Source organism: Luteolibacter pohnpeiensis (assembly GCF_016595435.1).
GTDB classification, from domain to species: domain Bacteria; phylum Verrucomicrobiota; class Verrucomicrobiia; order Verrucomicrobiales; family Akkermansiaceae; genus Luteolibacter; species Luteolibacter pohnpeiensis.
Genome location: NZ_JAENIJ010000021.1, coordinates 23980 through 46262, shown reverse-complemented (window position 1 = coordinate 46262; position 22283 = coordinate 23980). Strand labels below are relative to the sequence as shown.

General features: G+C 55.5%; 13 protein-coding genes and 1 pseudogene. 12 read left to right on the top strand and 2 right to left on the bottom strand.

All coding sequences use genetic code 11. The annotated features are described in order from the left end of the window. The first annotated feature begins 47 nt into the window (after window positions 1-47). Window positions 48-2576 (top strand): DNA topoisomerase, encoded by a 2529-nt coding sequence (locus JIN85_RS13340; RefSeq protein ID WP_200271541.1) that lies wholly within the window; start codon window positions 48-50, stop codon window positions 2574-2576. Window positions 2577-2640: 64 nt separating this feature from the next. Next, complete coding sequence (locus tag JIN85_RS13335; RefSeq protein ID WP_200271540.1) at window positions 2641-5373, top strand: WD40 repeat domain-containing protein; 2733 nt, start codon at window positions 2641-2643, stop codon at window positions 5371-5373. A 19-nt stretch (window positions 5374-5392) separates the two neighbouring features. Here the strand turns inward: JIN85_RS13335 and JIN85_RS13330 are convergent, their stop codons facing one another. Then, window positions 5393-5812 (bottom strand): hypothetical protein, encoded by a 420-nt coding sequence (locus JIN85_RS13330; RefSeq protein WP_200271538.1) that lies wholly within the window; start codon window positions 5810-5812, stop codon window positions 5393-5395. Window positions 5813-6003: 191 nt separating this feature from the next. Here JIN85_RS13330 and JIN85_RS13325 point away from each other — a divergent pair, with 191 nt between their 5' ends. The 5 genes from JIN85_RS13325 (at window position 6004) to cobA (ending at window position 15059) form a co-directional block, all read left to right on the top strand. Further along, window positions 6004-10734 (top strand): CotH kinase family protein, encoded by a 4731-nt coding sequence (locus JIN85_RS13325; protein ID WP_200271536.1) that lies wholly within the window; start codon window positions 6004-6006, stop codon window positions 10732-10734. Window positions 10735-10809: 75 nt separating this feature from the next. Beyond that, complete coding sequence (gene ccsA, locus JIN85_RS13320) at window positions 10810-11574, top strand: cytochrome c biogenesis protein CcsA (protein WP_200271534.1); 765 nt, start codon at window positions 10810-10812, stop codon at window positions 11572-11574. Then, entirely contained in the window at window positions 11574-12584 is a 1011-nt protein-coding gene (hemA, locus tag JIN85_RS13315; protein ID WP_200271525.1) for a glutamyl-tRNA reductase, read from the top strand. The genes ccsA and hemA overlap by 1 nt, the downstream gene beginning before the upstream one ends. A 1-nt stretch (window position 12585) precedes the next feature. After that, complete coding sequence (hemC, locus tag JIN85_RS13310; RefSeq protein ID WP_200271523.1) at window positions 12586-13554, top strand: hydroxymethylbilane synthase; 969 nt, start codon at window positions 12586-12588, stop codon at window positions 13552-13554. Continuing rightward, window positions 13551-15059, top strand: coding sequence for a uroporphyrinogen-III C-methyltransferase (gene cobA / locus JIN85_RS13305; RefSeq protein WP_200271521.1), 1509 nt, complete (start codon window positions 13551-13553; stop codon window positions 15057-15059). The genes hemC and cobA overlap by 4 nt, the downstream gene beginning before the upstream one ends. A gap of 20 nt (window positions 15060-15079) precedes the next feature. On the opposite strand, the gene JIN85_RS13300 is transcribed toward cobA, so the two are convergent. Further along, entirely contained in the window at window positions 15080-15706 is a 627-nt protein-coding gene (locus JIN85_RS13300) for an LON peptidase substrate-binding domain-containing protein (protein ID WP_200271519.1), read from the bottom strand. Between the two features lie 246 nt (window positions 15707-15952). Between JIN85_RS13300 and JIN85_RS13295 the strand changes: the two are divergent. The 5 genes and pseudogenes from JIN85_RS13295 to JIN85_RS13275 all read left to right on the top strand — a co-directional run. Beyond that, window positions 15953-16618 (top strand): annotated as a pseudogene (locus JIN85_RS13295) (ABC transporter ATP-binding protein); the annotation flags it as partial. Between the two features lie 96 nt (window positions 16619-16714). Continuing rightward, window positions 16715-17446 (top strand): ABC transporter permease, encoded by a 732-nt coding sequence (locus JIN85_RS13290; RefSeq protein WP_200271515.1) that lies wholly within the window; start codon window positions 16715-16717, stop codon window positions 17444-17446. 9 nt (window positions 17447-17455) lie between these two features. Continuing rightward, window positions 17456-19366 carry a Gldg family protein gene (locus tag JIN85_RS13285; RefSeq protein ID WP_200271513.1) on the top strand — a complete coding sequence of 637 codons (1911 nt, stop codon included), beginning with the start codon at window positions 17456-17458 and terminating at the stop codon, window positions 19364-19366. Window positions 19367-19415: 49 nt separating this feature from the next. Further along, window positions 19416-20963: a DUF4340 domain-containing protein gene (locus tag JIN85_RS21685; RefSeq protein WP_200271511.1), complete on the top strand. Its 1548-nt coding sequence runs from the start codon at window positions 19416-19418 to the stop codon at window positions 20961-20963. A 69-nt stretch (window positions 20964-21032) separates the two neighbouring features. Further along, window positions 21033-22244 carry a hypothetical protein gene (locus tag JIN85_RS13275; protein ID WP_200271509.1) on the top strand — a complete coding sequence of 404 codons (1212 nt, stop codon included), beginning with the start codon at window positions 21033-21035 and terminating at the stop codon, window positions 22242-22244. Window positions 22245-22283 lie beyond the last annotated feature (39 nt).

The following is a 22283-nucleotide window of genomic DNA, read 5'->3' as shown; positions in this document are numbered from 1 at the left end:
CCGGGCCTAGTCCCTCCAAGCAACGCCTCGCCAGCCATCTTCATTCCATGGGAAAAACACTCATCATTGCCGAAAAGCCAAGTGTCATGACCGACCTCTCCCGCGCCCTCGCGAAGGTGCTCGGAAAGTTCGAAAAGAAAGGTTCGGGCCGTGATGCATACTTCGAAAATGACGATGCCGTGATCACTTCAGCAGTCGGTCACTTGGTGGAGTTGCGCATGCCGATGGGGCCAAACGGGAAAAAGCTGCCTTGGAAATTTGATGTTCTCCCCGCCATTCCCGATCGTTTTGAACTGGATCCCATCGCCACTTCCGAGGCGCGCCTCAAGCAAGTGCTGAAGCTTGCCAAACGCAAGGACGTCGACCTCATCGTCAATGCTTGCGACGCCGGCCGCGAAGGAGAGCTGATTTTCCGCTACATCATTGAAATCGGAAACATCCAAAAGCCAGTGAAGCGGCTGTGGATGCAATCGATGACCAATAATGCCATTCTCGAAGCGTGGGATAAACTCCGCACGGATGAGCAAATGAAGCCGCTGGCGGATGCCGCGAAATGCCGCTCGGAATCCGACTGGCTGGTCGGCCTGAATGCAACCCGTGCTCTGACCTGCTTCAACTCGCGCCACGGCGGATTCAACATCACCGCAGCGGGTCGGGTGCAAACGCCAACTTTGGCCATCCTGGCCGCTCGTGAGGCTGAAATCCAAGCCTTCAAACCAACGCCATACTTCGAAGTTCACGGAACTTTTGGTGTATCCGCTGGCCAATATCTCGGCAAATGGATCGATCCGGCATGGAAAAAAGATGAGTCGAACCCGCACAGTCGCCAGGAACGCATTTGGGATCAGTCGACTGCCGAAACCATTCGCGATCGCTGCGAAGGCAAATCCGGCACGGTCAGCGAAGAGAAAAAAGCCCAATCCCAAATTGCGCCGCAGCTCTACGACCTGACGACCCTGCAGCGTGAAGCGCCGTTTTCCGCCAAGGGCACACTTCAAATCGCCCAGGCACTTTATGAAAAACATAAGGTGATCACCTATCCCCGGACCGACTCCCGCTATTTGCCGGAGGATTATTTGCCAAACGTCCGGGAAACGATGCAGGAAATCGGCAACAGCGACCTCGATGTCGCCGGATTCGCCAAAGCTGTTCTGGCTGGCAGCGGCGATGGCAAGGGTCCGAAGCTGACGCAGCTGCGCCGGGTGTTCGATTCCAAAAAGGTATCGGATCACTTTGCGATCATTCCGACCGGCAAATTCGCCAAACTTTCGGACACGGAGCAAAAAGTTTTCGACATGATCGTCAAACGGTTCATCGCCGTGTTTTACCCCCACGCGGAGTTCGAACAAACCACCCGTCTGACCAAAATCGACCACGGCTCCGTTACGGATGTGTTCAAAACCGATGGACGAATCCTGACCAAGCCCGGCTGGCTTGAAGTTTACGGTCGTCGCCCAGGCGTTGCGGCTGGCAAAGACGAACTCGTTGCAGTCGATGAGGGCGAAAAAGCCAATGTGGATGCGATCGAACTGATCCACGAGCAAACCCGTCCGCCAGCTCGGTTCACCGAGTCCACTTTGCTTTCCGCGATGGAAGGGGCAGGAAAATTGGTCGATGATGAGGCGCTCCGCGAAGCCATGTCCGAACGCGGTCTCGGCACCCCCGCTACCCGCGCGGCAACAATTGAGGGATTGATTTCCCAAAAATACATGGCGCGGGACGGCCGCGACCTTCACGTGACGCCAACCGGCATGCGCCTGATCTCTTTGGTCCACCAAATGAACATTGAGGGTCTCTATTCGCCGAAGCTCACTGGTGACTGGGAATACAAATTGCGCCAGATGGAGCAAGGATTGCTGGAGCGCCCAGCGTTCATGAAGGAGATCATCTCCTACACCAACGAGATCGTCGAAAAAGCCCATCATTTGGCCGAAGCTGCCAAGAGCCAGAAGTTCCCGGACGTGGAAGTGCACCACCCCGTGCACGGCGATTTTGTTCTGCGTCAAACCGATGCGACTTACGAATCGCGCGATCCGGACACTCCGTTCAAACTGAAAAAACACATCGCTGGCCGCCTCATCACCGAAGAAGAGCTCAAGGAGTTATTCCTCAAAGGCACTGTCGGCCCATTGAGCGGATTCAAGTCGCGATTCAACAAGCTATTCGATGCCAGCCTGGCGTTGGACGAGAAATTCAAAGTGAATTTCGTGTTCGACAGCGATGAAAAAGACAGCGCAGTTGAATTGACGGAAGATCAGTTACTAGGCGAAGCGACACTTGCCGATGGCAAGAAGGTGAAAGTTTACGAAACCGAAAAAGCCTATCATGTGCCGGAGCTCGTCACGAAGAAGGACGCCAACGGAATTCGGATCGGCAAGTCCATCCTCCAGCGTGAAATCCCAGCGGATCAGGCATTGAAATTGCTCTCCGAAGGCAAGACCGATCTATTGAAAGGCTTTGTCTCAAACCGCACCAAACGGAAATTCGACGCCCATCTCACGTTTGATCCGAAAGACGGCAAAATCGGCTTCGATTTCCCGCCACGCGCCGCCAAAAAAGCCGCAGCGAAAAAGTAGCAAGTCCACCGGCCACCGGGAATCCTAAGACAAATTCAAGTTCCCGTGGTTTTATTCCACGGGAATGTCCTCCAGAGTCAACGATCTCCAGTTCAAGACCTTTCGGCGGGCTGCAGTCACCGCTGGGGCATTGCTCTGTGCCACCCTGGCTACCTGCAACAAATCCACTCCCCGTTCCCCGAAGAGTGCAAAGCCGGAGAAATCGGCCCAAAGCTCCGCATCTGCCGCCAAACCTCTCGGCACGGCTCCAGGCACGGAATTGCCACCGGTCGATGCCGCCTCCACAAACCCTCAACAGGATGACAATCAGGAGTCTGCAAAGGCATTGGCTGCTGATTTGATTGATTCCGCTGAAGATTCACCGGCGGATGAAGCGCTTGCGCTCAACTTTGCCGCCTTCCGGCTCGATCCAGGGAACGTCCAAGCTAGAAGGAACTTAATCATGCTACTGACAAAAATTCAGTGGTATTTCCCAAAAGCGAAGATCCAGCACCAGATACCCATTGAGCACCTTGCGATTGCGAATGGCTCGCTTTGGGTAAGCCTATCTCAGGGTCGGCAACGCGACGAGCTGAATACGACTGTCCGATGGGATGCGATTTCGTGGTCAATGCGAGCCGAACTTTTCCCGGTCCATGGAGCATCCACCAGCAGCCTGACCGTTTCTCCGAACGGCAAGTATTTGGTCGTTCAGCGCGGTTCTGGAGATCACGCGGTTACCTTGCTCTGCGACGCATGGACCATGGAGCCTATCCGCGATCTCGGCTCGCTGCCGGATCATACCAATCCAAGCTCCGTACTTGTTTTTTCGCCGGACGATTTATTGCTCGCTCGCCCTGAAGCCGATCATTTGACCTGGGACATTTGCGACAGCGCCACCGGTGAAGTTTTCCGCAGCGAAAAACTGAACTCGCCAGCAGTTGCGGCAAGATTGGACCGCAGCGGCCTGCAATTGCTGATGCCAGATGCGTCCGTCACTCAGATTTCACTCACTCCGAACGAACAGATCTCCAATTTACCTGCTCCCTACCCAGCGAAAATCCTTCAAGGGGTTTACCTTCTCGGAAAAAGCCAGCCAGCACTGCTGCTCGACCAAGGAGCCAATCTCCCGCGCAAACTGGCGATCAAAGACCGTACGGATCTGCTGGCGATTCCCTGGAGCCGCCAATCTTCAGTCTGGGCGAATCTTGTTCCGAGCAAAGACAGTCCTCTAACGGTGCAGAAAACGACGACATTTTTCAACGGCGCAAATCGTAGCCCGATCCGGAGTTCAGGTGAAGTCACCGCCTTGGCGTTCGAAGGCAACAAAGCCTATGTCGGAACCCGCAGCGGGATGCTTGAAATCTACACTCTCTTGCCGGCTACAAAGAATGAGCCATCAGGCATCGATGCGCCTGAACCACCTGATACTGAATCCATTTCAGCCCTAGGCTCCATCTGCAGCGCTCTGTGCGGACTCGAATTTCGAGAGCAAGATTCGATGCTGCATCCACTGAACGACGATGAGCGATATCAGCGCCTCAGCATCATCCGCACGACGGAGTTGAAGAAAGTTCTACCGGAAATCGATTTCGGAGATGTCCTCAATGCTGTTGCCGGAGACCCTCCCATTGGATTGCCTGCGGATGTAACAAAGCCCCTATGGGATCGACTGAATCGCTCCAAATGGGTTGGCCATGAAATCGAGGAGGATTCCTCATCCCAACCCCCGTCCACGGATCCGTTGAAAGTCGTCCGGGAGCTTTTCGAATCCGGGGACAAGGATCAGATTTTATCCTATCTCGAACAAAGTCCCAAGAAAGGCCCCGTAGCGGCAGAAGCGCTACGCCTCGCCATGAAATCCAACGAGTCGGCAATCATCTCCGCCTGCGTCCAGCGTGCAGAAGATTTACCCCCTCTCTTGCAACGACTGGCCGCTTCGAGAATCGGGATTTTGGAGAAACGACTGCCGGAAGTGATCAGCCTGTGGCCAAATGGAGTGCCCCGGTATGATAAAATCCGCATGGTTCAAAATTGGGACGGATGGGAGCAGGTCGATTTCGAAGCCGCATTCGACCAACTTCAATCGACTTTGGATCAGGAGCTGGCGCCCCTGTCGCTCCCTGAAGACCCGACGGTCGAGCAAATGCATCAGTTGGCCAAACGGCTGCTATCGCCCGAGACATTGGCCCAAGTCGGACGGAAAACCCTCGCAGTGGCTTGTTCGGATGCGGCATATACCATGGCAAAACTTCGAGATACCGCCGACGAAGCAAACCAAATTGCCAATTTAGCCCTCAAGCTCGGAGCAGATCCGGCCCCATGCATTCGCAGCCAAGCCACGGCACTGACAACTCTGGAACACTATCAGGATGCCCACGAAGCGTGGATATCGCTCATCACCGACTACCCGGCTGAGGCTCATGTGCCACACGATTTCACTGAAGCCGCGTATTCTGCGTTCCAACTGGGCAAGGGCAAACAGGCGATGAATATTCTGGGAAAAGGCATGTCGGAGTTCCCGCAAAATGCCGATTACGCCCTACAGTCGGGGTGGATTGCTTTACTCACAGAGCGACCGGAGTTCGCCTACGATTTCCTGCTGGTTGGCCTCGCCGCAGGCTACGCGGATGATTCGCAGGAAAACGCCCTGGCGCTTTTGGCGATCTCCGCCGCGCAGTCTGGATATCCTGAAGAAGCCCAACGGCATTTTCAGGAATTGGTGGAGCTAAACCCAGACTGGAAAGACCCTGCCACTCTGGAAACCCTCAACTGGCCGGATGGCTTGAAAGCCACCCTGCGCCAGTTGACTTGGTAAAATCGGTGATTTCTGGCAATTATTCGCCTTCCTTCATTTCATCGGCCTTTTCTTCGGTTTTATCGGCGGCTTCATCCATTTTTTCACCCGCCTTTTTCATGATCTCAGCCGTCTTCGCCTTTGCGGCCTCCTTGCCTTCTTCCATTTTATCCGCCGTGTGATCCATCATTTCGGAGCCTTTTTCTTTCGCCTTCTCCAAGCCCTCCTTCGTCGCCTCACCCAGGTCGGACATGACTTCCTTGCTCTTTTCTGCTGCAGCGTCGGTTGCCTTGCTGAGTTTTTCTCCAGTGGCCTCCATCATCTCGCCAGCACCTTCGGCGACTTTATCGGCCCCTGAGTCCATTTTGCGGCTGCTGGCATCAGGAGAGCTCTTGTCGCATGAAGCGAGCAGAAGTGGGGCGATCAACATCGGAAGTGCAATTTTGGTAACGTATTTCATGGCAATTTGGTGGTTCGTTTGCGGCTACTAAAGCCAAGCCACCGACTTTAAACGATGATGACATTCGAGTCAAAAAAGGAAATTGGTGCGATTCGCAATGTCGCGGTAAAACTGACCTTGCTCCCCAGCTTGTTGACTGATTGAACAGTCGCGCAGTGTCAAAGAATTTACTCCTCCTATTGGTGACAATCTTGTCATCCATCGGCCTCGCGAACGCCCAGCCGGTGATTACTGAATTCATGGCGTCCAATGACAACTCCATCACCGACGAAGATGGAGATCATTCCGATTGGATTGAGATCCACAATCCAACCACCGAAACCATCAATCTAAATGGTTGGCATTTAACGGATAAAGCGGACAACCTTACGAAATGGACGTTCCCGGGGACCACGCTTGCGCCGGATGGCTATCTGGTTGTTTTCGCTTCCAACAAAGATCGGGCGGTTGCTGGCAGTGAGCTCCACACGAACTTCGCCCTTTCCGCCGGAGGCGAATATCTGGCTCTCGTCGCGCCCGATGGCGTCAGCATCGCCACCGAGTTCTCGCCTGAATACCCTTCCCAATCAACCGATCTATCCTATGGCGTGACCAATCCCAGCGAGTGGGTTCAGCTGTTTGGTCTCGGTAGTTCCGTCAAGTATCAGGTTCCTACCAGCTCGACACTCGGTGACACTTGGATTGCGAAAGATTTCTCCGACACTTCCTGGACTACCGGGAGCTTGGGACTCGGCTATGACCTCAGCACCAGCCCGGTGGATCTGACCCCTTACATCACGACCAATGTGCAGAGCCAGCTCTATCAGCAGCGCACTAGCATCTATTTCCGCGTGCCATTCACCGTGGATGACCCAAGTCAAATCCTCGCGTTGGAAATGCGCACTCGATACGACGACGGCTACGCTGCCTTCCTGAACGGCGGCACAACCCGTGTGGACGCCGTAAATGCCCCTACGACGCTTGCTTGGAATTCTTCGGCCAGCGGTAAAGTGGATGATGTCGACGGCCTCGTCCGGCAAATCACGAACCTCAATGATCATATCAGTGAGTTGACGGCTGGTAGCAACGTGATGGCCTTTCAGGGCTTCAACCTGAATACCAGCAGCACCGACTTTCTGGTTTCCCCAGAGCTCTGGGCACAAGTTCCGAAACCTGATGAAGAGCCGCAGGTCGGCTTTTTTGCAGTCCCAACCCCGGGTGCCCCAAATTCCGGAAGTGATGGCCTGCTGTTGGATGATACTGTCACTTTCTCATCTCCTTCCGGAACTTTCACCGGCAGTAAATCGGTGACGATTTCCGGCGCTGTCGCCTCCAGTAAGGAAATTCGTTATACCACCGACGGCAGCGTCCCAACCGCGACCTCGACCCTCTACACCGGTGCATTGACACTCAATGCCACCACTTTGCTCAGAGCACGGATATTTGATTCATCCGGAGCTGGCGGTGCCACCAGCACGGTGCACTACCTTCGATTGAGCAGCAGCCTCGCGAATCGTGAGTCCAACCTACCAATGATCGTGATGGATGCCCAGGGCCAGACCCTGAACGACACCACACGGCTTGGTGCCTACTTCCAGTTATTTGATCGCGACGAAAACGGCGTAAGCTCGCTGGCCAATCAACCGGATGTCTCGACTCGCGAAGGCATCCGCTACCGGGGCTCCTCTTCTCAGAATTTCCCGAAAAAACCCTACAGCGTCGAGTTTTGGGATGAAACCGACAATGGCAAGGATCTCGAAATTCTCGACATGCCCGCCGAATCGGACTGGGTTTTCTACGCTCCATACTACTTTGACCGGACCTATACCCGAAATCCGTTCATCTATGAAGTTTCGCGCCGCCTTGGCCGCTATGCGCCGCGTACCCGTTTCGTCGAAGTATTCTACAACAGTGACGGGGGTGACCTTGTCGATTCCGATTACGCCGGGGTCTATGTTTTCATGGAGCAGATCAAGCTCAACAGCACCCGAATCGGCTACGGCACGGTGGACTCGTCTGATGTCCCACCTGACGGCACCATTGATCCGCTGGCGGAAGGCGATTGGACCGGTGGTTACCTGCTGAAAATCGATCGCGCGGATTCCGATGAATACGACTGGCGGACCAACCACGGAATCCCAACGCAAATTTCAGGAACTACCAACTCCATCATTCTGAGCCGACCGAAAATGGAAGATCTCGATGGAGGGCCTTACACATCGGATAGTGCGGCGACCTCGGGGTCGCGACAGGTGGCATACATACGATCTTATGTTCAGAGCTTTGAAGACGCGCTCTACGCTGATCAAGCGGACGGATTTAGCACTCATAACTACCTCAATTACATCGATCGAGATGCGTGGATTGACCATTTGCTGATGGTTTCATTTTCGAAGAACGTGGATGGCCTGCGCCTGAGCGCCTTTTTCTACAAGCCACAGAATGCCAAGCTCTCCGCTGGCCCAGTCTGGGATTTCGACCGTTCGATGGACTCCTACGATGGCCGGGATGACAGCGCCACCACTTGGTATGGCAGCTCCGACGCAACCCAGTATTTCGATTACGATTGGTGGGGAATGCTGTCATCGGACCCTGATTTCGCGCAGAAGTTCTACGACCGCTGGGCTGAATTGCGCAAAACCGTGTTCTCCGACGAAAGTTTGACCGAACTGGTTCTTTCCATGCGAGATGAGATCGACAGCACCGCAAATGGTCTCACCTCCGCAGCTGCACGCGATGCGGCACGCTGGTCGTCCAATGAACCCCGCAGTGGTTCATTTACCGCTGAAACGCAGGCCATGCTCACCTGGATTCTCAATCGGGCGAGCTGGATCGACAACCGCACGGTTACTGGTGGCACCTTGCCTTCGGCACCGACTATTACGGTTTCTGGAAATCTGGTCACCATCTCGGGATCAGGCACCCTTTACTACACCCTGGACGGTTCCGACCCACGGGCAAGTGGTGGCACTTCACAAGGATTGGTCTACACCGGCACCTTTGACATCGGCTCTGCTTCGACTCTGATCGTCCGCGCATGGAACGGTACCAGCTGGAGCACCGCCAGCACGGAAACCTTTGCCGTGCCAGATGGTGACCCGGAATTCATTCCAACCATTACAGCGGACTGGAATAATAACTCGAACTGGTCGACCAGCCCTGCCGATTACCCGAATGGCGTGGGTGCATCACCGATCATCGGACCTCCATCTGCAGGAGATCGCGACGTAAACCTCCAGGCGTCTGTCACCGTCGGCAAGATCACATTCCCTCAAGACGGCTCGGTCGATCGGAACCGAATTGAAGGCGAAGACGAAGGCAATTCCCTCACCTTTGACAACGGCGACGATCCCGCCGAGCTGGACATCAGCGGAACGGGAGAAGGTTATGTGGAAATCGAAGTCGCAGGTGGCACCCAACTCAACAGCGATCTGCAATTGAACGTGACCAACCTCGTCGGTGACGGAGATTACGGTGCCCTGCGTCTGCGCGAATCCTGGACCGGAACCGGTGGAATCACCAAGCTCGGCGCCGGTGTTGCCAGCTTCACCGGAGACGACAAGCTCTACTCGGGAGCGACCCGGATCGAAGAAGGCGTCCTTCAAGTGACGGGACCATCTGCGATGCCGAACACGCCTTCGGTTACCGTGCTCGATGGTGGTCAGTTGCGACTCACTTCCGGCGGCAGTGCTGAGGAACCTCGACTCTACACCTTCGGCGGCGATCTGTTCCTGAATGGCTCTGGCCGTGGTGAGGAAATCGATGATTCGTCCGGCTTGGGCAAACTCGGAGCACTTCGCTACGATCCCGGCAGCAACGACAACAATCTTGCCATCCTCTCCAACAATCTGGAGTTCCAATCCGACACCGACCTCCACGTCGACGGCGGAACCAACGAACTGCAAGTCACCGGCGCGCTTCGCGGCACTGGTAGCATGCGGAAAACCGGGGGCGGCATTCTGGCCCTGTCCGGAGATGATTCCAGCTACACGCAAGATGTTCAGATCGAAAACGGTCAACTCATGCTCCGCGGCTCCATCGGTTCCGCCATCAATCTGGCGGACTCTGGTGTTCTGAACGTTGGCGGTTCCACGGCTGCACTCAGCGGAACCGGCAGTCTCGTCCTTCCCGGCACGAGCCTGACCACACCTGCAATCACCGGGTTGAACCGCTCCATGATCTTCACCACATCTGCTCCTGATCTTTCCGATTCGTCGGACAGCGGCAATGCGTTGATCATCACCAACTCACCGGGCGTCCCGACGAGCCAGGACTTCTATCTCGATCTATCCAGCGTGACATCCGCGACGATTGTTCAGGGCGGCTACCTCCTTCCTGCGTCGGCTTCCGTAGCAGATGTTCTGGATGCAAGCACGACCCGCGTCTTCATCGCTGACAGTGCCGGTAGTTACTCGTTCAATGGTCAGACTTGGAGATTGAGTACCGGCGCCACACTCACCAGTGTGCCAACCACGCTCAGCACCTCCAGCGGTTCCACCAGTGGACGGATTCTGGAAATCCGCTTCGATGGCAAAGCACTGACCTACGAAGCATTCCGATCCGCGTTCTTCAGCGCTGCGGATGCAGCCAATGCGGCGATTTCCGATCCGGAAGCCACGCCGTTTGGCGATGGAGTGCCGAACCTGCTGCGCTATGCACTGGGAGTGGGTGCCGGAGACAACGTTCAAGACTTCCTGCCGAAGCTGACATTCTCGGGCACCACGGCATCATTCAGCTTCCCATACGACCCATCCCTTCGTGGATTGCGTTGGATCGTTGAAAGCTCCAGCGATCTCGATGTTTGGAACGAGGCGGATGTGCTGTTTGACTCCAGCACCGATCTCAATCTGCCCGATTCGAACGGCATGCTGACGATCTCGGACGAGCCAACTGGTTCCAAGCAGTTCTATCGTTTGAGAGTCGTGGAAGACGCAACTCGATGAACGAAAACTGACGATTCCTGAATTCGATATGAGTTGTCCTTGCGCGCGGCGGCTCCGGGGGGCATGGAAAGAGGCATGGACCATTGGTTGCTGATCTTCTCCACGCTGCTCGCCGCCGCGGGCGCGTTCTGGGGCATCCTTTCGGTGCGCCAGGGCAAACGCAGCCGATGGACCGTCATCTGGATGGCGGGAACCTTTCTGCTGCAACTCGGATTTCTCACCGTGCGGGGCCAGGACCGTGCCGCCTGCCCGCTGCGCGACACCGGTGAGATTCTGGTTTACCTTTCCTGGTCCCTGACGCTGTTCTATCTGCTGATCGGCCCGGCTTACCGGATCTCGCTGTTGGGCGTCTTCTCCGCTCCCTTGGTGGTGATTTTCCAATCCACCGCCTTATTCCCGGGCGTTTTAGCTGTATCTCCGGAACGGGTCGCCAATACCAGCCCGTGGGGCGAAACCCATTCGGCCGTTTCGGTCTTATCCTACGGAGCATTTGCCCTCGCCGCAGTCGCAGGAACGATGTTTTTGGTTCTCGATCACCAACTCAAAGCCCACCAGATGGCAGGCGGCTTATTCCGCAATCTCCCGCCAATACGTGAGCTCCTGACCTCGCTGGGAAGATTGCTCTGGCTGGGGCTGGGACTGCTCACCATCGGCATCATCGCCGGATTACTCATGCCACGGAACGGCTCCATGGCTCACTTGATCGCTGCAATCGCAGTCTGGTTCGCCTACGCAATCCTGTTGTTGGTCCGAGCCAAACGCGGACTAAGTGGAAGAAGCCTGTCGCTCTTCACCGTAGCGGTTTTCGTGCTTTCCCTCGCCGTTTTTGCCCTGATCTGATGGAACTTCTTTGCCTGGGACTGAACCACCGGACCGCGCCTGTGGAGGTGCGTGAGCGCTTCGCCGTGGGAACCAATAAGCTCGGCGCAGCCGCTGCAGAAATCGCGGCTCTCGCGGATGTTCCTGAGGGCGTCGTCGTCTCCACCTGCAATCGCACGGAATTTTACCTCGCCGGAGAAAATGCTCACGCCACCTTGGAACGCCTGGAGCAAGGGCTCTCAGCGCGGGAAAAGCTCGAAGCCGAAATATCCGAACACTTTTACCGATTGGAAAAGGCGGATGCCGCCCGCCACCTCTGCCGGGTCGTGAGTGGTCTCGATTCCATGGTGCTGGGCGAAACTGAAATTTTCGGCCAGGTCAAACAGGCCTACAATGCCGCGCTCGAAGCCGGCTCCACTGGCTCAATCCTGAATCGCCTGTTCCAGCGCGCGTTCAGCGTCGGCAAAAAAGTCCGCACAGAAACCCGCATTCAGGAAGGCTCGACCTCGATCGGAAACGTCGCGGTCGATCTCGCGGAAAAAATCTTCGGTCACCTCAAAGACAGCCAGGTGATGATTCTGGGCGCTGGGGAAATGAGCCGGATCACCGCGCAAAGCCTGGTTTCCCGCGGTGCGCGATCGATCTTTGTCACCAACCGCTCGTTTGAGCGCGCGGAAGAACTGGCCCGCGACATGGGCGGCAGCGCGGTTCGATTCGACGATTGGCAGCGCGTTCTGGAACAAGTCGACGTCGTGATTTCTTCCACCGGTGCCCCTCACGCCATCATCAAACGAGCTGACGTCGAAATGGTACGCCGCGCCCGCAAATTCCGCCCGCTGTTCTTCATCGATATCGCTGTCCCGCGCGACATTGATCCCGCAGTGGCTGAAATTGACGAAGTATACCTTTACGACATCGACACTTTGGAACAGCTGGCAGAGGAGGCTCGCACACGCCGCCAGCGCCAAATCACCGAATGCGAACGGATCATTGATCTCGAATTGAAAAAACTGAATCTTCCTGGAACCTGAGATGAGCGACATCCCCACCCCACCCATCATCGTTGGCACCCGTGGCAGCGAACTTGCCTTGGTGCAGGCTACCGCCACCGAGGCGTCGCTGGCTCAGGCGTTTCCCCGGATTTCCATTCAGCGCCAGGTGATCAAAACCACGGGCGATCGCCGCACGGATGTAGCGCTCAGTGAAGTGGCCAAAGCGGAAGGGATTTTCGATAAAGGAGTCTTCATCAAGGAACTCGAACAAGCCCTGGACAGCGGCGATATCGACATTGCCGTGCACAGCCTCAAGGACATGCCAACCACCTTGGGCGAGCGCTTTGAATTGGCCGCTGTGTTGGAACGCGCGCCGATTCGCGATGTCCTGATCACCTGCCAGCCAGGTGGTCTCGATGGTTTGCCAAAAGGAGCACGGGTGGGAACCAGCAGCGTCCGCCGGGCCATGCAGCTCAAATGGCTTCGCCCGGATCTGGTCACCCAAGACATTCGCGGGAACGTCCCGACCCGGTTGCAAAAACTTTCAGACGGCAACGATTACGACGCGATTCTACTGGCTGAAGCCGGCTTGATCCGACTGAACCTGATTTCTTTCTCTGAAGCCGAAGGCGCGGAATTTGAATCCGTGAATGGTTTCACCAATCTGCACGTCTACCGCCTGCCGGAGGATCAATTTCTGCCCGCGGCCGGTCAGGGCGCGATCGGTCTGGAAATCCGCTCGCATGACGCTCGTTCGCGCGCGCTGGCGCACTCGATCGGCCACGCGGAGACATGGACCCGCATTCGCGCCGAGCGTGAGTTTCTGCGACTGCTGGATGGAGGCTGCCACACACCTGTTGGCGTTTCATCCTGCATCAAGGAGGACTACCTATTCCTCAAAGCAATCGTATTCCCGGAACAAGGCGGCACCCCGAAAACCGCCGAAGTCAGTGGACTTGCAGCCAACCCGATCTCCCTCGCCTTCCAGCTTTTCCAATCCCTGTCATGACCGCATCCGGAATTTGTTATCTCGTCGGCGCCGGCCCAGGCGACCCTGGCCTTGTCACCCTACGCGCCAAAGAATGCATCGAGGCGGCGGATGTGCTGGTGTACGATGCCCTTAGTAGCCCGGAGTTGCTCCGCTGGACGAAACCGGGATGCGAAAAAATCTATGTTGGCAAACGCGCCAAGGATCACGCGCTACCGCAGGACAAAATCAACGAGCTGATCGTCGAGAAGTCCCAGCAAGGCAAATCCGTGGTCCGGCTGAAGGGCGGTGATCCGATGATTTTCGGTCGCGGCGGCGAGGAGGCTGCCGAGCTTGCAGCTGCCGGAGTTCCTTTTGAAATCGTCCCCGGCATCAGCTCCGCAATCGGTGGCCCCTCCTATGCGGGCATCCCCGTGACACATCGCGATCACAACACGCAGTTGACCATTTTCACCGGCCACGAAGATCCGACCAAGGGCTTCACTTCGGTCGATTACGCTCAGCTTGCGAAAACTCCGGGAACCAAGGTGTTTCTGATGGGAGTTTCCCGTTTGCGGGAAATCGCCAACGCATTCATCGAACATGGAGCCGAAGCAGACACACCGATCGCGCTCACCCGCTGGGCCACGACGGGTTCGCAATGGACGATCGAAGGAACTCTAACCACCATCGCCGACATCGCGGAATCGGTCGACTTCAGCTCACCCGCTGTAGCGGTGATTGGCAACGTGGTGAAAGAGCGATCCAAGATCAACTGGTTCGAAACCCGGCCGTTGTTTGGCAAAAAGATCGTCGTCACCCGCACGCGCGAACAAGCGGGCGAACTTTCCAAAAACCTGCGGAACCTGGGCGCCGATGTGATCGAGCTTCCCACCATTCGCATCGAGCCACCGGAGGACAAACTCGGGTTCGCGGAAATGGTGACTCACGCCCATGAATATGACTGGCTCGTTTTCACAAGTCCGAATGGCGTGGAAAAATTCTTCGAAGCCTTCTTCGCGACCTACGGTGATGCCCGTAGCTTAGGCAATCCGCGCATTGCAGCGATCGGCGCGGGAACTGCAGCCAAGATTCAGGAATATCGATTCACCGTCGATCTCATCCCAAAACGCTTCGTGGCGGAAGGATTGATCGAGGCGTTCGAAAATGAATCCGTTGAGAACCTGACCATGCTCTGGGTGAAGGCGGAAGAAACACGAGACATCATCGGCAAGGGCCTGGAGAAACTCGGCGCGATCGTCGACGAATGCATCGCATACCGGACCGTCGCCGAAACCGAGGACCTCACCGGTGCCCGAGCGAAACTGGTCGAACAAGGTGCGGACATGATCACGTTCACTTCCAGCTCCACCGTGGACCATTTCTTCAATCTCGGACTGGATTGGCCGGATGATTGCGTGGCCGCCAGCATCGGCCCGGTAACTGGCAAGAACCTCCGCAGCAAGGGCATGCCGCCTGCTGTCGAAGCGACCCAGCACGACATCCCCGGCCTGACCCAGGCAATCGTCGACTATTTCAAAGCATAACCCGACGACCCGGCGTTCGACTACTCATCGTGACTGATCGTTGCATTGCGGAGGTATTCGCAAAGCAACGGGATGCGCTCACCTGCGGAATCAAGCTCTAACAAGTGCTGCCGCAGGTCCGGATCGTGGACGAATTGCTGGCTTACGATATCCGTCATCAAGCCGGGTCCGTCCGACCGATCCAGCAGCGAAAGAATCCCTTTCTGAACTTCATCCGGCAACTCGCGAATGGCATCTTCCACCGCACCGCGCAGGGTTTTCATCGCTGCCTCCGCCTGATTTTCGGGATCGAAATAAAGCAATTGCGGTTGGATGCTCGCGCATGGGTAGCTGTATTCCGGGTGCCACTGGGTAAACCGCACCCGCATGACCCCATGCAGCAATAGTTCAGAGGTCCCGTCTTCCTGCTCACGCGATGCTCTCACCAGGCCTATGGTTCCGATTTTCGCCGCGCACTCCGCGAGATCTTCGCCTTCGTCAGCGACCCTGCGGGCGATGGCAAAAAAACAATCCCCTTCCAATGCCCGTTCGAGCATTTCGCGATAGCGTGGTTCAAAAATTCGCAGCGGCAGTCCTCCATGGGGAAAGAGAGTGCAGTCGGGCAGCAGCATGACACCGCAACGATCGGGCAGTTCAAGACTCGTCATCAGTAGAAAAAGATTACACGAGCGGATATCCTGCGCAAGCATGCTCGATTTCGCACCGTAGAAGATCCGTTAGATTTTTCTCGCAAGACTCAGTCTCTGAGGAGCTTTGGCGGAATACTCCGTTCCAACAATCTTTGAAAAACGACGGATTCCTCTTTTTATCCATCCCCTCCATTTTTACAAACAAACCGTCTTCGCGATAACGCTCGTTTTCGTGAAACGCCGCGAATCAAAACATCCGACCCAATGATCGAAGTCGAAAGCCTGACCAAACAATTCGGAACCAAACTCGCCGTCGACAATCTCTCGTTCTCCGTAAAACCGGGCGAGGTGCTTGGCTTCTTAGGGCCAAACGGTGCAGGAAAATCCACCACCATGCGCATGGTTACCGGATTTTTTCCCCCAACCTCTGGAGATGCCAAAATCTGTGGTATCTCCATTGTCGACAATCCAGCCAAAGCAAAAACCAAAATTGGCTATCTCCCGGAATCCGCCCCCCTTTATCAGGACATGACGGTGACCAGCTTCCTCAAGTTCTGCGCGGAAATCCGCGGTCTGAGAGGCTCCAGAAAACGGGACGCGGTTGAGCGAGCGATCGAAACCTGCTTCCTGCAAAATGTAGCGCGCCAATCGATTGACACACTTTCCAAGGGTTATCGTCACCGCACCTGTCTTGCCCAGGCACTGTTGCACGACCCAGAAGTTCTGATTCTCGATGAACCCACCGACGGTCTTGACCCAAACCAGAAATATGAGGTCCGCCAGCTGATCAAACGCCTTGGAACGACCAAGGCGATTTTGTTTTCCACCCACATCCTGGAGGAAGTCGAGGCGGCGTGCACCCGCGCCGTCATCGTCGACCGGGGAAAAATCGTCGCAGATGGCACTCCTGCCGAACTGATTGAACAATCCGGAACTGGATCGCTTACCGATCTTTTCCGCACCGTCACCACTCGTGACACCGAAGCCGCCGCCTGATCCGCAGTCCTTCCCTAGCCACCTCCAATCATGTCATTTCTCACCATTTACAAGAGAGAGCTGAAAAGCTACTTCACCCAACCCACCGCCTACGCAGTCATCGTGATCTTCCTGCTGTTCTCGATGATCATGACCTTCTCGTTCGGTCAGTTCATCAAGGTCGGCGATGCATCACTCGAATGGTCATTCTTTTTCTGGCACCCGTGGTTGTTCATGCTGCTGGCCCCCGCTGTGGGCATGAAATTATGGGCAGATGAGCAGCGCAACGGAACCGTCGAACTGTTAGGCACCTTTCCAACATCCACCTGGAGTGCCATTCTCGGCAAATTCCTCTCCGCCGCCACGGTCTGGCTGATCGCACTGGCTCTCACGTTCCCCATCGTCATCACGGTCAATTATCTCGGTGAGCCCGATAACGGCGCGATCGCCGCAGGTTATCTCGGCAGTTTCCTGGTTTGCTGCACCTTCCTCGCGGTGACCATGTTGGTATCCGCATTCACACGAGATCAGGTCGTCTGCCTCATCGTTTCCGTATTCGTCTGCGTCCTCATGGTGCTCTGCTCTTATGACGACTTGGTCATGCAGTTCTCCAAAATGGCACCAACCTCCGTGGTTGAAGCATTCACTTCCTTTGGGGTGTGGGATCACTTCAGTTCTTTGAACCGTGGTCTGTTCCGAGTGCAGGACGCCGTCTGGTTCGCCTCACTGATCTTCATCCCTCTCCTCGGCACCAGCGCCATCCTTTCCGCCAAACGCGCCTGATTATTACCTATGAAAACTTCTCGCCCGGTCACTCGAGCCGCATTCGGCATCGCCGCTCTCGTCGCCATCGCCATTCTGGCGAACTGGTTGGTTTCTCTAACATCCTTCGGCAATCATGGTGCGGATTTCACGGAAAACAAAATCCATACTTTATCCGATGGCACACGCTCGATTCTTGAGCATCTGGATACCCCCGTCGTCATCCGCTACTACGCCACCCGCAATACCGACTACCTGCCGGAGCAATTGAAGCTCCACATGCGCCGTGTGGATGACCTGCTCAAGGAATATGCCTCGCTTTCACATGGCAAACTCCGGATTGAAAACCTCGATCCGCAACCTGATACCGATGCCGAGGATTCCGCCAATCTGGACGGCATCAACGGTCAGCGCTTCAACGATCAGAACCTCTACTTTGGCCTCGCGATTTCATGCCTGGATAAAACGAGTGTACTTCCTTTCCTCAACCCCAACGAGGAAACCATGCTCGAATATCAGTTATCCAAAGCGATCTCTGATGTTTCCATGCCAACCAAACCGGTGATCGGCGTGATGTCCGCCCTCAAACTCGGCGGCAGTCCTTCGCCCATGCCCGGACAGCAAGGCATGCCTGGCTGGGTCGTTTATCAGCAGCTCAAACAGTCCTTCGACGTTCGCGACATTCCGATGGATGTCGAAACCATCGATCCGAAGGAAATCAAAGTTCTGCTGCTATTCCATCCTGCCACCATCAGCCCTGCTACTGAATTTGCCGTAGATCAATACCTTCTGGGTGGAGGAACGGTGGTTGCCTGCTTAGACCCTTACTCGGTCGCGGTGCAAATGACCGCACCTCAGAACCCGATGATGGGGCAACAGGGACTTCCAACCAGCTCAACCCTACCAACATTGCTCCCCGCATGGGGCATTTCCTTCGAATCAGCCAAAACCCTGGCAGATCCAGTCCATGCCACCACGCTTTCGGACAACCGCCCGGGCATCGCAGTTCTGACACTGCCAAACTCTTCGATGCCTCAGAAGGACAGTGTCATTACCAAAGATCTGAATGCGGTCACCATGTTCCTGCCAGGCGGATTCACCAAAACCGGTGGCGCTGGAATTGAGACGCAGACCTTGATCAAATCATCCAACCAAGCGGCTTTCGTCGATTCGATGCGCGCTTCCCGCCTGGACCCTACCCTGAACACTTCGCTCCACCCCACCGGCGCTTCGTATGACCTGGTCACTTATTTGACCGGCAAATTCAAGACCGCTTTCCCGAAAGGAAAACCTGGCAGCGAGGACAAAGATGCCACTGCCAAGGATGACAAGGCCGCAGACAGTAAAGATGCCGAAGCCAAGCCGACTTACCTGAAGGAAGCGACCGCGACAGGCAACGTGTTTCTCATCGCCGATGTCGACGCGTTCTACGACAACTTCGCCTACAACGTGCAAAATTTCGGCGGCATGCAAATGGCCACCCCGATCAATGGCAACATCACCTTGTTGTTCAACATTCTGGATCAGGCAACCGGCTCGAAATACCTGATCGGTTCCCGTTCCCGCTCCGCCGTGCAACGTCCGTTCACAGTGATTCAAAAAATGGAAGCTGACTTCAATAAGTCCGTCGGAGCCAAGATCGAAGAGTTCCAGGAAAAGCAAAAGGCAGCCCAGCAAAAGCTCAGTGCACTGCAAGCACAGAAGTCCAGAAGCTCCGAGCTCTACCTTTCCCCTGAGCAGGAAGCTGAAATCCAGAAACTGCGGGAAGAGCAAGTCAACTACTCCCGCATGATCCGCGATCAACAAAAGGAACTGCGACGACAGAAGGATGCGCTGGCAGGCAAGATCACCCTGATCAACGTCGCCACGATGCCTCTCCTCGTGATTTTGTTCGGACTCGGACTTTTCATCAAACGCCGCTCATCCACCCGCGCCCGCTGATCCAACGCCAAACCCCGATTATCTTCCCGACCCAACCCCGCTTCTCAACATGAACAAACGCCAGGTAATCATCTTATGGTCCATTGCCGTTGTCCTCGGCATCACCATTTCCATTGTCAAACTCGGCCAGAGCAAGACCGAGGACAGCACCACCAAGCGTGCCCCAGGTGAGAAATTCTTCACGTCGTTCCCTGCCACAGACGTCGCGAGCATCGAGATCGATGGTGCCGACCAAAAAACCACCCTGCAGAAAAAAGACGGCGAATGGAAAATCGCACAACGCGATGACTACCCTGCCAATACCAACACCATTAATGAATTCCTTCGCAAGCTCAGTGACCTGAAAATCACCCAAGCGATCGAAGCCGGTCCATCATTCGCACCACACTTCGGCATGGATGAATCATCCACAAAACCGGAACTCCATGGATTGGTAGTCACTTTTAAAGATGACAAAGGTAACCAGCTGGACCGAATCAACCTCGGCAAAGAAATCGGCGGCGGCGAGGCATCCACACCGGTGAGTGGACGTTTCTTACGCAATGCGGACGATAGCTCCGGCTTCTACGCCACCAGCGAGCTGTTCCCATCCGTCAGCAGCGATCCCAAGAGCTGGCTCTCCGAGGACTTCGTCAAAATTGAGAAGATCAAATCCATTTCCGTCACCGAGCCCGGCACCTCAAAGGTCGACTGGAAGGTCAGCCGATCCACCGAAAATGATACTTACACTCTGGACGACGCGGCACCTGGAACCTCATTAGACCCGGACGTGCTATCGCCTCTGAAGAGTTTGTTCAGCTATCTGCAATTTGAAGATGTCGTTCCGGCAGATCAGGTCGCCAAACGCGGCATCGAAAATAAAAAGCAGACGCTGACCTTACAAACCGTCGAGGGACTCACCTACACCATTCAATTCCAGCCAACCGTTCCGAAAGAACCCACTCCTTCAGATGATCCTGCGAATCCAGCCCAACCCGCTGAGGAAACGTATCTCATGTCGGTGGATATTTCCGCAGATCTGGCAAAAGAACGGAAAAAGGAAGAGGGCGAAACTCCCGAACAAGCAAAAACAAAGGATGCCGCCTTCACCGACCGCCTGAAAGCACTGGAAGAAGAAGTCAGCAAGACCAAGAAACTCGCGGGTCGCGTCTTTGAAGTCAGCAAATACATGCTCGATCCAGTTCTGAAAGATCGGACCGGCATGCTACTCAAACCGGGGCAAGCCCCACGGCAGGCTCCGCTTCCTACATCGGGTGTCACGGCTGTAACTCCGCCGATTTCCATCCCGCCGATGAGGCAAACTAGCGAGACAAAGCCAACTCCATCAGCTCCTGCCCCCGCAAAGGAAGTTCCTGAAATGCCGGAGACACCTGCTCAACCGGAGAAGCCAGCTCAACCGGAGAAGCCAGCCCAACCGGAGAAGCCAGCCCAACCGGAGAAGCCAGCCCAACCGGAGACACCTGCCCAACCGGAGACACCTGCCCAACCGGAGACACCTGCCCAACCGGAGACACCTGCTCAACCGGAGACACCTGCTCAACCGGAGACACCTGCCCAACCGGAGAAGCCTGAAAACCCATCCGATCAAGGCCAGTAAGCTTCGCGTTACTTCCGAAGAAAGGGAAATAGATTGTCAGATCACCGCCGGCTACCAATGGTTCAGGCAATGATCACTGAGCTTTCTTCGAAAATTCCCAAAAATTTTCGATGCCTGGGTAGTCTGCTGTTCCTCGTCGCGGGAAGCGCAGTCGATCAGGCCCAGGCAATCGAAATCCAGATCGATTATCGATTTGATACCGCCAATTTCTTCGATACCGCTGAAAAAAAAGCAGCCATGGAATCCGTGGCGAAGTTCTGGGGATCGATGCTGCAGGACCACCTGCTACAGATTGATGCCTCGGAATTTTCACAATCATCCTGGGCAGCTGTACCGCTCGATCCAGAAAGCGGGGAGAGCACGTCAATCTCCAATCTCGTCGTCCCGGAAGACACGATCATCGTGTTCGTGGGAAGTCGCTCACTCGCTGGTTCAACTCTAGGCATCGGTGGGCCCGGTGGATTTTCCGCCAGTGGGACCTCCATGTGGATTAGCCGACTTCGTTCACGCGGAAATCCGGGCGCTGATTACCCGGCTTCCGCGAATGACCAAAAAACCGACTTCGCGCCCTGGGGCGGGACGATCGCGTTCAATCGGGACCGCGATTTCAATTTTACCAGCACAGCCGATAGCAGCCGTCCAAATTTCATCACCATCGCCCTTCACGAATTGGGCCATGTTCTGGGCATCGGAACGGCTGCATCCTGGGATAATCTGATTTCCGGCACCGACTTTAACGGCGTGGCCTCAGCCCGATCCTGCGGTGTAACTCCATCCGTGACCGATAACGGCGGACATTTCGGTGAAACTCTGCTAACCAGCCCATTTTTCGGCTCTTTCCAAACTGAGCATGGAGTCGTTGGGCCGATCTTGATGCGCGCAGCGACGACAATCGGTTATTCCCCACTCTGTGTTGCCACAGACCTCGATGTTTCGGCGTTGGTGGACATCGGATGGGAAGTCGCCCCACCTGCCCGATTCAGCAATGCCATCACCAATCCAACCTCGGCTCAATTTTCATGGCCTTCGAGCAGCTTCATGAGCTATCAGATCGAGCATTCCGAGGATCTCATCACCTTTTCTCCGTTGAGTCCGGTCATTGCAGGAAACAAACAAATTGAATCCTGGACCGATGCCAGCCCGAATGATGAAAAAGCATTCTATCGTTTGGTCGCAACTGCTCTGGACGTTCAGACCACAACATCCACCTCAAACCGCCAGTCACAGGTCAAAGATTCGCTGCAAACAGCCTCAGAATCCCCGCGAACCGTCACCAACTGATTCGCCCCCCACGATGCCCATGCAACTTCCGATAAAACC

Coding starts and splice junctions, on each gene's coding strand:
- hemA (WP_200271525.1), top strand. CDS start 11,574: ATGGAACTTCTTTGCCTGGGACTGAACCACCGGACCGCGCCTGTGGAG.
- ccsA (WP_200271534.1), top strand. CDS start 10,810: ATGGACCATTGGTTGCTGATCTTCTCCACGCTGCTCGCCGCCGCGGGC.
- cobA (WP_200271521.1), top strand. CDS start 13,551: ATGACCGCATCCGGAATTTGTTATCTCGTCGGCGCCGGCCCAGGCGAC.
- JIN85_RS13300 (WP_200271519.1), bottom strand. CDS start 15,706: ATGACGAGTCTTGAACTGCCCGATCGTTGCGGTGTCATGCTGCTGCCC.
- JIN85_RS13285 (WP_200271513.1), top strand. CDS start 17,456: ATGAAAACTTCTCGCCCGGTCACTCGAGCCGCATTCGGCATCGCCGCT.
- hemC (WP_200271523.1), top strand. CDS start 12,586: ATGAGCGACATCCCCACCCCACCCATCATCGTTGGCACCCGTGGCAGC.
- JIN85_RS13290 (WP_200271515.1), top strand. CDS start 16,715: ATGTCATTTCTCACCATTTACAAGAGAGAGCTGAAAAGCTACTTCACC.
- JIN85_RS13330 (WP_200271538.1), bottom strand. CDS start 5,812: ATGAAATACGTTACCAAAATTGCACTTCCGATGTTGATCGCCCCACTT.
- JIN85_RS13335 (WP_200271540.1), top strand. CDS start 2,641: ATGTCCTCCAGAGTCAACGATCTCCAGTTCAAGACCTTTCGGCGGGCT.
- JIN85_RS13275 (WP_200271509.1), top strand. CDS start 21,033: ATGATCACTGAGCTTTCTTCGAAAATTCCCAAAAATTTTCGATGCCTG.
- JIN85_RS21685 (WP_200271511.1), top strand. CDS start 19,416: ATGAACAAACGCCAGGTAATCATCTTATGGTCCATTGCCGTTGTCCTC.
- JIN85_RS13340 (WP_200271541.1), top strand. CDS start 48: ATGGGAAAAACACTCATCATTGCCGAAAAGCCAAGTGTCATGACCGAC.